Source organism: Halorubrum californiense DSM 19288 (assembly GCF_000336875.1).
In the GTDB taxonomy this organism is placed as follows: Archaea; Halobacteriota; Halobacteria; order Halobacteriales; family Haloferacaceae; genus Halorubrum; species Halorubrum californiense.
In genome coordinates, this window is record NZ_AOJK01000068.1 from 1 (window position 1) to 11,838 (window position 11,838).

Sequence of the window (11,838 nt, forward strand, 5' to 3'; positions counted from 1 at the left end):
GGGTTCATCGAGCCGATCACGGAGGAGCTGCCGATCGAGTACGCCGTCGAGCTGAATCGGCTCGTCGAACTCGAGATGGAGGGCTCGCTCGGGTGATTTGATGCCAGAGTGTACACATTGCGGGGGCCACGTCTCGCAGCGATTCGTGACCGTGTTCGGGTTAGACGGCGGTGACGTCGTTGCCTGCCCATCGTGTTCCAGTAAAGCGAACATCGCAGAAACAGTACTAAATCGTCGCTGACAGCGAACCATGGAACACTGTTTCGCGTGCGATACCGACTACGGGTACCTTGGAACGACGCCACATGAGGGTACCTGTCCGGCTTGTGGCTCGCCGTTCGTTACGCCAGCGGGTGAGCTCAACGTCGTCGATACGACAGCGTGGGAGAGTTCCGCAGGGCTCTCGACAATCCACGTGACGGCGGTCGACACCCGATCCCGTCGCTTCGAGTTCGTCGTTGCGGCGCGCCGTGGGCGCGGAGAGCTCGTCTGTCTCGCGGTCGATGGGACGGCAGTACCCACTGAGACGGTGTGGTCAGTTCCGTCTGCCGTTGCTACGAGAGTGACCGCGCATGGTATTAGAATCAGCGACTCGACGCCTGCTCAAAGCACATGATGACCAGTACAGGCCAGACACGCGGTCGTGGCTGTGCTGTCACAAGCAAGAGAGGTGATGCCACGTGATGAACGAGCGCACTACCGAAGAGCGACCCGAGGCCGTTTCTCGCGAAGATGAGAGCGATAGCCACTCATCAAACGAAGTCGGCGACGAACAGTCTATTACCGACTCCGTTTCAGAGCCGAACACGGACAGACAGTCTCAATATCAAACTGCGTGTCCGGAGTGTAGCGGGCGACTTCGCCGAGACGACGATGACGTGGATGTAGTCTGTGACGACTGTGGACTTGTTGTGCCGGATGCGACGCTCGATACGAGTATCACGCTGTACACGCCGAACGCGACTAGTGAGAAGGAATCTCGCGTCGGACCATCAAGCACGAACCTCTTACACGATAAGGGGTTGTCCACGATGGTCGGATGGCAAGACACTGACGCAAAGGGAAACTCACTATCGGGAGAACGGCGACAACAGATGCGTCGCCTTCGGAAGTGGGATGATAGATTCCGACGACGCACATCGGCGGATAGAAACCTCATGCATGCGCTCGGTGAGATCAATCGCATGGCCTCCGCGCTCGGCGTCCCCAAGAGTACCCGCGAGACAGCGGGTGTTATCTATCGACGCGCACTCAACGAGGGGCTCCTTCCGGGTCGAGCTATCGAAGCAGTCGCCACTGCAGCGTTGTACGCGGCGAGTCGTATGGATGGTGCCCCACGCTCTATCGACGAGGTCTCGACGGTGAGTCGCGTCGAACAAATTCGCGTTGAGCGGACATATCGACACGTCTCACGTGAACTCGGGTTAGAAATTGCTCCGACAGATCCTCGTTCGTTCATCGGACGGATCGCGTCGGACGTGGAGTGTACGGACGCGACAGAACGAGAGGCACGACGTCTCGCCGGAATAGCGGTTGAAAACGGCGTACACAGCGGGAAACATCCGGTAGGTATCGCCGCGGGGGCACTGTACGCGGCTGCCAAACAGTGCGATGAGTCTCTCCGACAGGCAGATATCGCTCATGCTACGGACGTGAGCGAGATGACGATACGGAACCGGTATCCTGAGATTTTGGCCGCAACAGATACCAAGGATGAATAGGCACAGTGAGTAGCTGACTTGTGCTTGAGTAGGTTCGAATTGGACAGTGTCCATGGATGTGTTAGAATCCGGTAATCAACTACACCGCTGATAATAGAGTTCTAGTAGTTAGCAAAGTTGCTGCTGAATAGAGCGCGTGAGACTGTCACCCATCTACAGACTGGGTGGTATGATGATTGTACAACCACCATGGAATATCGAGTACCATTGCTAAGACAACTGCCACACCAAACTCCAAGAGAACTCCATCAGTAACCTGGGACGCGAGAAAGACCGCAGTGCCGGCTATGACGGCAGTTATGATCCGACTCGAATTCCAATTGAGGAGGGCAGACTGAAGCGCGGACATTACCCCCTCAGTCGGAAGCTACGAACATATGTGTTCTGGAAGTCTGGGTTCAATATGATAAACTCNGCTGCTGAATAGAGCGCGCGAGTCGTTTGTAGATCGACGACCCACTGTTACACAGAATTCTACATACGTATCCACCCCTGTCTGCGAGGCCACCAACGAGTCTGAGTTCGCTATGCCGCGAGGTCGTTGATTGGTCAAAACAGATAATAGAAGACGGGCAGTTGTTGACACTGTGCGGCTGCCCTCCCGACGAGCGGTTCTCACCGGTCTCCTGACTTGTCTCGTACTGATCGCCGGTTGGACGACGCTGCTCTCCAGTGACGAAACGCAAATTCTCATCGAGAACGAGCGAGAATCGAGTTACCAAGTCACGGTGTTTCAAACCACGCAAGAGAGCGCAGAAGCGCTTCGCTTCGACGTTACCACGAGAGCTGGACGTCAGAGGCTTGTCGAGATGGAAGAACTACGGGCCGAAGCGAACTACACCAACGTCACCCTCTAAACCCATGTGCGTTCGGACCGCGTGCCGACAGTCTCGGATGGCAACAGTACGAAATTTGTCGACAACTGGAACCAGAGTCGAATGACCGTCTATGTCGTCGAGACGTATCAAAACGAGCTGGTGGACATACACTCGATACGGTGTGGCCGTAACATGGCACTCACGTTCACGACCGCTCCAGACGGAGACTTCAGAACCACCTCACGCTGCGTACAGGACGTTCACGGGTCATCGGATACTTGTACGCGAGCGCGCTATCGCAATTAGTGACAGACGACCACGGCGGGTTTGAACACGTCCGTGAGAACGTAGACGGGCACCCGATGCTGAGTTTGCTCGGGTACGCCAAACGCTACTGGCCGACGCTCACGCTCGGCGTGTTTGCGGCGTTCCTCACTAGGTTCGCCCGACTGGTGCCACCGATTGTCGTCGCAGCTGCCATCGATCGAGCAATCCGTGGGTCTGCTGACGCGGGGCTGTTGACCGACGTCGGCTTGCTACCACCGGGTGAGATCACTGGGGAAGCAGCTCGCCTCGCGGTACTCGAACAGCTCGTGCTCATCGCGGTGCTCGCGTACGTGGTCCGGTCGGTCGCTCGGTTTGTGTCCCGGTATCTGCTTCAAGCGACTGCCCAGAAGGTCCAACGTGATCTGCGAAACGACACGTATGACCACCTTCAGCGACTTTCGATGGATTTCTTCGCCGATCATCAGACCGGCGGCATGATGTCGATTCTCAACAGCGACATCAATCGGCTTGAGCAGTTCCTCAACACGGAGTTCCGACAACTCATCCGCGTCGTCGCAACGGTCGGCGGCATTGCGATCATCCTCTGGACGTACTCGCCGAAGCTGGCACTCATTGCGCTCGCACCGGTCCCGGTCATCGGTCTGGCGAGCAGCCAGTTTCTTACTTGGATCGAGCCTCGGTATAAGTCGATCCGCGAGACTGTCGCTCGGCTGAACACGCGGCTTGAGAATAACCTCGGCGGCGCCGCGGTGATCAAGGCGTTCGACCGATACAGCTTCGAGCACGGTCGGGTCGCTGAGCAGAGCGAGGCATACCACGACGAGAAGGTCGCAGCGCTGCGGATTCGACGCGGGTTCTTTGCGACGTTACGGCTGTTGACCGGCGTTGTGTTCGTCCTCGTACTCTACATCGGTGGGACTGACATCATCACAGGTGTTCCCGGTGAGGCAGGGGTGCTGACCCTCGGCGGGTTCGCGCTCTTTTTCCTCCTGTTGCGGCGGCTGTACTCGCCGATGCGTCGGGTTGGGAAGTCAGCGAACAAGTACCAGCTTGCGAAGTCCAGCGCCGAGCGCGTGTTCGGGCTGCTCGACCGCGAGCCCACAATCACTAGCCCTGACCAAGCGCACGTCCCCGACTCGATCGACGGGAGGATCACGTTCGACGACGTTACGTTCGCCTACGGGGACCGCGAGCCGGTGCTTCAAAACGTCTCACTCGATGTGCCGTCGGGAACAACGATTGGGCTAGCCGGGGCGACCGGGGCCGGGAAGTCAACACTCCTGAAACTTATTCCCCGGTTCCACGATGTCAGTGACGGTGAAGTCCGGGTTGATGGGACTGACGTCCGGGACTACGACCTCCAGTCATTACGAGACGCTATCGCCATTGTCGAGCAGAATCCGTACCTGTTCTCAGGAACTGTCGCGGAGAATATCGCGTATGGTGACCGCGAGATACTGGAGTCCGAGTGGTCGGATGGACCCGATGAGAACGCCCGTGACAGGGTTGAGCGGGCGGCTGAGGCTGCCGAAGCTGACGAGTTCATCGAAGACCTCCCCAACGGGTACGACACCCAAGTCGGCGAGCGAGGTATCAAACTCTCTGGCGGCCAGCGGCAGCGCCTCGCCATCGCCCGGGCACTACTCAACGATCCCGAGATCATCGTTTTTGACGAGGCCACGTCAGACGTTGATACGGAGACCGAGGAACTGATCCAAGAGAGCCTTGAGCGCCTGGTCGAGGAGCGGACGGCGTTCATCATTGCGCACCGGCTGTCAACGATTCAGAACGCCGACGAGATCGTCGTGATGGATCAGGGTCAGATCGTCGAACAGGGGGTTCATGCGGAACTGGTTGCGGGCGGCGGAACATATGCGAACCTCTGGCAGGGGCAGGCTGAGGCGTCTCCGGCCGACGACTGACTCTCGGCCAGGGGTTCTGTTGGCACGCCAGACCGGCTCTCCGCTGGTTCGTGAGTGGGAGCAGCTTCAGCGGCGTATTCAGATCGNGGCAGGGGCAGGCTGAGGCGTCTCCGGCCGACGACTGACTCTCGGCCAGGGGTTCTGTTGGCACGCCAGACCGGCTCTCCGCTGGTTCGTGAGTGGGAGCAGCTTCAGCGGCGTATTCAGATCGGTGGCTTTGTCATCCGCGAATTGGACTTGCTCGCTCCGACGACAGAGCCCGACCGTCGGTAGTTTCATAGCTGTTGAGTTCTTGTCAATTAACAAGCATGAATCAGAAAATTGCGCTACTCACGGCCGTTACCGTGCTGGCTCTCTTCACCGGTACAGCTGCGGCTAGTGGTGATGGGAGCTCGAGTGTAGATATCATACCACTTCTTGAAGAAATACTCACGTTCTTCGAAACGTTAGTAGAGGTATTTAGTGAGATGAATTCAACCGCGTGACGGGCTTGTACTCACCGGAAGCGTTTCCATTCCCGTTATCATGAACCACTATTTTAATACCGAGGTGACAGCAGTCCGCAAATTTTCGCGCGGGAGGCTCAATCCGTAATTTCGTTGGCGACAAGATTACTCGCAACGCTGACAGCATTCTCGAGCCCCACAGTGTAGCTGCTTTTATTTGACGCCCCTGAACTCGTGTGAAGAAGCGACTCACGGCCAGACTCTCCCGGCTTTGGTCGGTCGTGGTTTGACACGCCACGAATGCTGAGGTACTGATCCGCGAGTCCAAACCGATCAAGGGCCGCTACTGTACCACTGTCTTCCATCTCCGTTACTAAGTATGGTTCACGCTGACGCTTACTGACGAACTGCGCCACGTGCTCTGCGACCGCTTGACCGTGCCAAAGTTCATCTGCACACACGTTCGTGCCGATGTCAACCGTTGGCTTTGGTTCTCCTGACACCTCCGTGAGCTGGGAGTCCTCGCTCAGTGACTCGGCCCATGACACGCGGTGTGTATCCAAGTCGAAGACTCCCTGATCGCCAGTGTACGGATCTGTTTCGATCGGCGTGGCGTTGTCCTCGGTCGGATCGAACCGACACTTGTCATCCCAGTCGACGATGCTGTCAGCCACCACAACCGAGCCAATAGGTACTTCTGGTGGCGCGCCGGCGATGCCGACTGACAAAATGAGGGAGTTTTCCAGAGAGACCTTCTCGCTGGCGCACAGCGCTGCTGTCGTCGTAGCCGCTGCCACCTTTCCGATCCCAGTCGGCACGACGCCGACCCCACACGGATCGTACCGAAGCGGTGACGGTGCGCCGTCAATCGTGTATCGGTGCGTGAAGTCGTATACAGATTCCCAAGGCCCGACTTCCCCGTCGATTGGCGCAGCTGAAAGCTCCTCGAATGCTGGGAGTACTACTACGGTAGGCTCAACTGTCATTTGTGTTCTTGTGTACGATATCAGCTATTATGTTGCTATCGCCACGTTTCTGAACGTCTGTTTATCAAATAATTAAGCACAACGGGTACTCAGACTGAGTATTTCCACGCCACAGCGCGGGCACTTTTCGAGACTGAGATTCAAGACAGATCGATATAATCGCTGCTATCGCGCTTCCGACGGGGAGTCGTTCCACGTGAGCGTGAGCCTCCTGGACGCCCCGCCCGTCCATCTGTCTGGCGCGGGAGCGCTCTCGGACGAAGCAAAGGTCGAAGCGGCGACGGAGCGGCCGGACTCGGCCGGGGAAGGAAAGATATTTTGGGCGCGAGGGAGCAAAAATTAATCTGATCTTCTATTGGCATGGAAGGCGTCAGCGCTGCTACGGTGCTGTATCCCGCCTCTCTATTCAGAAATTGAACTACCGGAGCTGAGACTCAGCGGTAGACAACGAGTTCAGCGAACGATCGAAGCAAACTCAGCGCAAGAATCCCGACCCCAATTGCCAGCAAGAGCAACAACAACCCAACACCTGCCGGGGCTGGCGTGCCCTCGGAGAACAACCTTGGCACGATTGCGACCATCACGAGGACACCAGCAACCGCAGTGCCAGCCTCAGCACCACGGAGTGCCACGTATCCCGGCCGGCCCATTAGCTGATCTGTTACGCTGGCATCGGTCCGGATGACATTGTAGCCTGTTATCACCGTCTCGGTGACGATGACTACCATGAGTCCCGCACTGACGAGGGGCACAAGAAGCAGGGTGAGGAACTGCCCATCTGCCAGTCGGGGGTCATCGACCAGCAGACTTGCGTCGACGATCCGAAAGAAGCCAGCGAATGCTAACACGAGGACCAACAGAATCCCACAGAACTTCCCCGTCTGGATCGGTTTCTGACGGGGTGCGTTCACTAGGCCTCGTAGAGGGGATGTTGGCATCGTTAGTGCGGATTTGTATCTATCAAGTATCAACCTTGCTCAGAGTCCAGCGCGTACTTCACTAACACGTCTTCGCGGTTCTCCTCTTACTGAGCGGTACACGATCCCCGATAAAATGACGAGGAAGGATAGCGGAGCGGCCGTACAGTAGGTCGCTACGCTCGGCCGTTGAGCGGACAGACGAAGAGATCCGGCGGACCGTACCCGGTTGCCCGAAGTCGAGATAGCGGTCGGGCCGGGCGTAGTCACTGCCCTGTTGTCTCTACGCGATCGATCAGTCGTCGCTCACGTTGGAGTCTGGGTCGACATCCGCGGTTCCCCCACCAGTACTGACTGCCTGCTCAGCGCTGTCAGTCGACTCCCCTCCCGATTGTTCTGTGAGCTTCGCTCCACGCCACTTCCCGAGCTCGAACCAACTGGCGGCAACAACAGCGGCGACGACGCTCGACACGGCGAACGCGAACCAGATCCCGGTCGGTGTCCGACCGCCCAGAAACCAGACGTCGAATGGAATGAGCCCCTGTGAAGCGACGTACGCGATCGGTAATCGGATAAACCCGAACAACACAACCGCAATCGTGGCAGCAGTCAGTGTCTTTCCAGCCCCACGGAAACCACCGCTGTAGGCCCGCAGGATGCCGACGAAACCGAAGGTGGGAGCGATCCAGCGGAGGAACGTCGCGCCCTCGGCCACGACTGCCGGCGTGCTGTCAAACACGCGGATGATCGACGGGGCAAACACGAAGGTGAGCACGCCCAGCCCAGACAGCAAGAGGAACGACGTCTTCGCGGCGAATCGGTTCGTCGCGACGACGCGGTCCTCGCGGCCGGCACCGATGTTCTGGCCAGTCATGGCTTCGACGCCGCGGTCGATAGCGATGGCGGGCATGAATATCATTGAAAAGACGCGGATGCCGACGCCGAACGCTGCGATAACGGATGTCGAAAACAGTGTCACGATGACCAAGACGGCGTTGACGGAAATCGCTCGGCCCGTGTTCTCGACGGACGCTGGCACGCCAATTCGGAGGAGCTTTTTGCTGTACCCGAGGTCGGGTACCATCTGTCGGAAGTGGATCTGAATGCCGTGAGATCCACGGAACATGAGCCAGAGGCCGACGGCCATCGCACACCCGCGAGAAAAGACTGTCGCGACCGCTGCGCCCTCGACACCGAGTCGAGGGAGCGGCCCGACACCGAAAATTAGCAGTGGATCGAGCGCGACGTTGAGCACGACCGTCCCGAGCATGACGAGCATGGGCGTGATGGTATCCCCGGCGCCTCTCATCAGCGCGATGAACACAGTGAACCCGAAGAGGAACGGCAGCCCGACGCTGATAACTTCCATGTAGTCGACGGCGAGCGACAGCACGGCCGGTTCCGCACCGAACACCTGGAGCAGTTCGTCAATAAAGATGAACCCGACCGCCCCGATCGCGGCGCCAGCCAGTAGGGTGAACGTCACCGTCTGCGAGGCGGCGTACTCAGCTTCGGCCGATTCTTCGGCACCAGTGTGTTGCGCGACGAGCACGCTCCCGGCAACGGTGAGGCCGAGCCCAAGAGAGATGAACAGGTACACGAGCGGGAACCCGAGGCTGATCGCAGCGATCGCCTCGGTACTGAATCTGCCGAGCCAGAACGTATCGGCAAGGTTGTAGCCGACCTGGAGAAGGTTCGTGATGACGATAGGGAACGAGAGGAAAAACAGCGACTTCGGGATCGATCCGCTCGTCAGGTCCAGTTCCGATTGGCTCTTGAATAATCCCGCAAGGCGACTGGTGATACTCATGCGGTGTCACCGCTGGTGCCAATCATATCGGCGTCAAGACGCTGTTTTGTGACTCGCAGGGACACGGTGGCGACCAATATCCACACTATAGGACAACAGAGGCTCTGAATTATTAAACGGTCCGCAGGGAGCGGCCATATCCTGTTCACTGACTAGCAGCGGTGAGACGTGTGTACATAGCCAGTGGGGACGGTGAAGACTGACATCCTCCCACGACTTCAGTCGTGGGGTTCCACGGCCACAGACCGTGCCCACGACGGAGAGGTTCCCCACTCGTATGAGGCGGTGGGGTTGTGGGCCGTGCCAGTACGGCCCTCGACCGAGATAGCGGGCTTCATTTACCGCCACGGTGACGTGCGTATCCTTACCTCGGACTCGGTAGCACAACTCACGAAACGTACCGATATACCTGTTTCGGTCACTGTCGGATTCATCCCACGACTGAACTCGTGGGCTTTCTCCTCGAACTACTGTAACCCACGTATCGAGTGACGAACAGAGCGACCAAGACGGTGGTTGTCGGAGCACTGCGCCGAAGGCTTATTGGCGCCCCTCCCGTCCCCAAGACAATGAGACGGAACCCAGACGATGACAAAGATCCGTTCGGTGGTGGGTTCAACGGAATTGAGGACCTGCTGGCTGGGATGACCGGAGGCGACGAACCGCCCGTCGACGTCCACGAATACGACGATGAGATCCGAGTGGTTGCGGAACTCCCTGACGTCACGGCAGACGACATGGAGATCCAATGCGATGGGCGGACCGTCGCCATCTATGCCGCGGTGAAGCCTCGCCCGGTCATGACACGGGTCAACCTCCCATCGTACGTCAACGAGCAATCTCTACACTGGAGTCTCAACAATGGCATTCTCGAGATAACGATGGATCATGGCACCGATCCGGCGAATATCGGCTTCCATTAAATCAACGCTGGATATCACATGATATCCGGAATCCGTTACACGTGGCAGAAGGTGAGTTAGGGCCCTACAACCTGGTCTCGAAGGCGAGCGTTTACATTGGGACAGGGAAACTATGGACCAACACATATGGGATCTAGCGACACGCGGTCTATCGATGAACTTGAGCGATGTGTTGAAGCGATCGGCACGACAGAGCCAGCTGAGAGGAGTGCGGACGATCACGCCCGCTTGATTGATGCCCTCGTCGCGCTCGCCGATGCCTACGGGAAGCGGGGAGAGTTCGACGCTGAGGCCGAGATGATTACACGGCTGGACCAACTCCGTGGTCGCGACGAGAGCAACGACGTTGCGGTCCACTTGGCGAACGCCCTCGCGAACGCGACGAGCGTGCGGGCCCGTGACAATCTCTACGAGGCTGCGATCGATCCAGGCCGTATTGAGGCATACCGAAATCGAATCGAAGAACTGTACGACCCCCGCCCCGAGCCGGCAATCGCAGCGCCGTTGGCACGGGCGACCGCGGAGACGATCCACGCGAACGGAAAGGGGAACCGTCGCGATCGGATCGAGCCGCTACTGGACCGCCTCGAAACGGTGTACGAGACCCATTCTGAGCCGGACGTCGCCGCTGCGTTGCTGCGAGCGCATGCCCACGCCGAACTATACCGTGGCGAAGGGCTTGAACAGGAAAACGACGGGACCACCGACGTACCGCTAGGAGACACTGACGCAACCGAGACGGCTGACAGCGCTCGCAAGCCATCGGACGAAGAGAATCGTGTCACCCGCGCGGAAGAGGTGTTCCGGACGCATCCCGACGGCGATGTCGCTGCGGGGCTTGCTGGTGTCCTCGCTGGACGAACGAATGCCGACGCCAAGCGGACCGACATCGAAGCGATCGAAGACCGGATTGGTCGGATCGAAGCGCTCGCTGACCGGTATCCAGCCCAAGCGGAGTCGATAACCCGGTGGCTCCCGGTTGCGACAGCCAACGCTGCGCGTGCGAGCTTCGAGGCGGCCGACATCAGCCGCGTCGAACACTGGGCAAGCGAGACGGCTGCCCACTACGAGCAGCTCTCGACGCCCTCAAGCGCGACATGGGCGGCAGTGGCGATGTTCTTCTCTGCTCGGGCCTCCTTTTTCGACGGGGATATCGAGGCAGGCGAGACGAAGCTCGAACGCCTCGAAGAGCTTGAAATGCGCTACGAGAATCCGGTGTTTGCGCATTGGCTCGCTCGTTCGATGTTTGATGCGGCCCGGAGCTACGTTGAGGCGAACGAGTCCGAACGCGCCCGTGACATGGTCGAAGAGCTGTCGGAGTTCGCGGTGGGCCACCAAGACCGCGAAGAGATCGAAGCCGGGCTAGAGGCGCTTCGCTCGCACGCGCCGCAACTCTTCAACGAGCCCGACAGCTCGGTTAGCGAGGCTACCGACGCAGTCGAGGTGACCGCTGGCCCAGTCGCCCCCACAGACGATCCAGACGAGACACTAGGTGACACCCATCCGGACGACCGGGCTCCCGAAACAGACAGCGGGCGTGGCATGCCGGATACAGGCGGGGCCAACGGAGGCAATCAACACAGCGCAAAAACTTCGGCTACGGACGATGACTCGGCGGACGCACCGGGCTGTGGGAACTGCGGTGACGACGGCTGCGGAAACTGCGGCACGGATGCTGACCTGAAGGAGCCAGCATCCGGCCCGGTACTCGCTGTGGTTGGTGCGGCGGTACTCATCGTCGGCTTCTCCGTTGTGTACACGTTGTACCGAGTACAACAGGCACTGAGGGACACCGTCGGCTCAAAATAAACTCCGACCCCAACGGCACCTCGCAGGTTCAAAAGAAACGCCACGAATTTGGCCCTTAATTCTTGACATCCTCCCACGGCTGAAGCCGTGGGATTCCTCTCGCGGGATCTTAGCTATGTCGTCTCCCCGGAAGCAACCTTCCCATCAGTTTCGATGGTACTCCGGTCTGTGCGCACTTCTTTGGGACTGTCGTGAGGG

11 protein-coding genes and 1 pseudogene are annotated in these 11,838 nt (G+C 58.7%); 8 read left to right on the forward strand and 4 right to left on the reverse strand.

What is annotated here, in order from left to right; all coding sequences use genetic code 11:
• The first annotated feature begins 100 nt into the window (after positions 1–100).
• Both C463_RS20330 and C463_RS19795 read left to right on the forward strand, forming a co-directional pair.
• Positions 101–241, forward strand: a complete 141-nt coding sequence (locus tag C463_RS20330; protein WP_449271969.1) for a DUF7563 family protein — start codon at positions 101–103, stop codon at positions 239–241.
• A 916-nt stretch (positions 242–1,157) separates the two neighbouring features.
• Complete coding sequence (locus C463_RS19795; protein ID WP_275039303.1) at positions 1,158–1,721, forward strand: transcription initiation factor IIB; 564 nt, start codon at positions 1,158–1,160, stop codon at positions 1,719–1,721.
• Between the two features lie 145 nt (positions 1,722–1,866).
• Here C463_RS19795 and C463_RS18105 read toward each other — a convergent pair whose 3' ends face one another.
• Positions 1,867–2,070, reverse strand: a complete 204-nt coding sequence (locus tag C463_RS18105) for a hypothetical protein (RefSeq protein WP_080510859.1) — start codon at positions 2,068–2,070, stop codon at positions 1,867–1,869.
• Positions 2,071–2,308: 238 nt separating this feature from the next.
• Here C463_RS18105 and C463_RS19800 point away from each other — a divergent pair, with 238 nt between their 5' ends.
• From C463_RS19800 to C463_RS19045, 4 genes and pseudogenes are all read left to right on the forward strand, one after another.
• On the forward strand, positions 2,309–2,578 hold the full coding sequence (locus tag C463_RS19800) for a hypothetical protein (protein ID WP_008445029.1): 270 nt from the start codon (positions 2,309–2,311) through the stop codon (positions 2,576–2,578).
• Between the two features lie 266 nt (positions 2,579–2,844).
• Entirely contained in the window at positions 2,845–4,749 is a 1,905-nt protein-coding gene (locus tag C463_RS14200) for an ABC transporter ATP-binding protein (protein ID WP_008445030.1), read from the forward strand.
• A gap of 168 nt (positions 4,750–4,917) precedes the next feature.
• Positions 4,918–5,022 (forward strand): annotated as a pseudogene (locus tag C463_RS20335) (DUF7342 family protein); the annotation flags it as partial.
• 35 nt (positions 5,023–5,057) lie between these two features.
• Entirely contained in the window at positions 5,058–5,234 is a 177-nt protein-coding gene (locus C463_RS19045; protein WP_160163109.1) for a hypothetical protein, read from the forward strand.
• Positions 5,235–5,332: 98 nt separating this feature from the next.
• Here C463_RS19045 and C463_RS14205 read toward each other — a convergent pair whose 3' ends face one another.
• The 3 genes from C463_RS14205 to C463_RS14215 form a co-directional block, all read right to left on the reverse strand.
• Complete coding sequence (locus tag C463_RS14205) at positions 5,333–6,181, reverse strand: phosphorylase family protein (protein WP_049905974.1); 849 nt, start codon at positions 6,179–6,181, stop codon at positions 5,333–5,335.
• A gap of 434 nt (positions 6,182–6,615) precedes the next feature.
• Positions 6,616–7,092 (reverse strand): hypothetical protein, encoded by a 477-nt coding sequence (locus C463_RS14210; protein ID WP_008445038.1) that lies wholly within the window; start codon positions 7,090–7,092, stop codon positions 6,616–6,618.
• A 301-nt stretch (positions 7,093–7,393) separates the two neighbouring features.
• On the reverse strand, positions 7,394–8,908 hold the full coding sequence (locus tag C463_RS14215) for an MATE family efflux transporter (protein ID WP_008445044.1): 1,515 nt from the start codon (positions 8,906–8,908) through the stop codon (positions 7,394–7,396).
• A gap of 569 nt (positions 8,909–9,477) precedes the next feature.
• Between C463_RS14215 and C463_RS14220 the strand changes: the two genes are divergently transcribed.
• Positions 9,478–9,831 (forward strand): Hsp20/alpha crystallin family protein, encoded by a 354-nt coding sequence (locus C463_RS14220; RefSeq protein ID WP_008445046.1) that lies wholly within the window; start codon positions 9,478–9,480, stop codon positions 9,829–9,831.
• 126 nt (positions 9,832–9,957) lie between these two features.
• Positions 9,958–11,640 carry a hypothetical protein gene (locus C463_RS14225; RefSeq protein WP_008445047.1) on the forward strand — a complete coding sequence of 561 codons (1,683 nt, stop codon included), beginning with the start codon at positions 9,958–9,960 and terminating at the stop codon, positions 11,638–11,640.
• Positions 11,641–11,838: the final 198 nt, after the last annotated feature.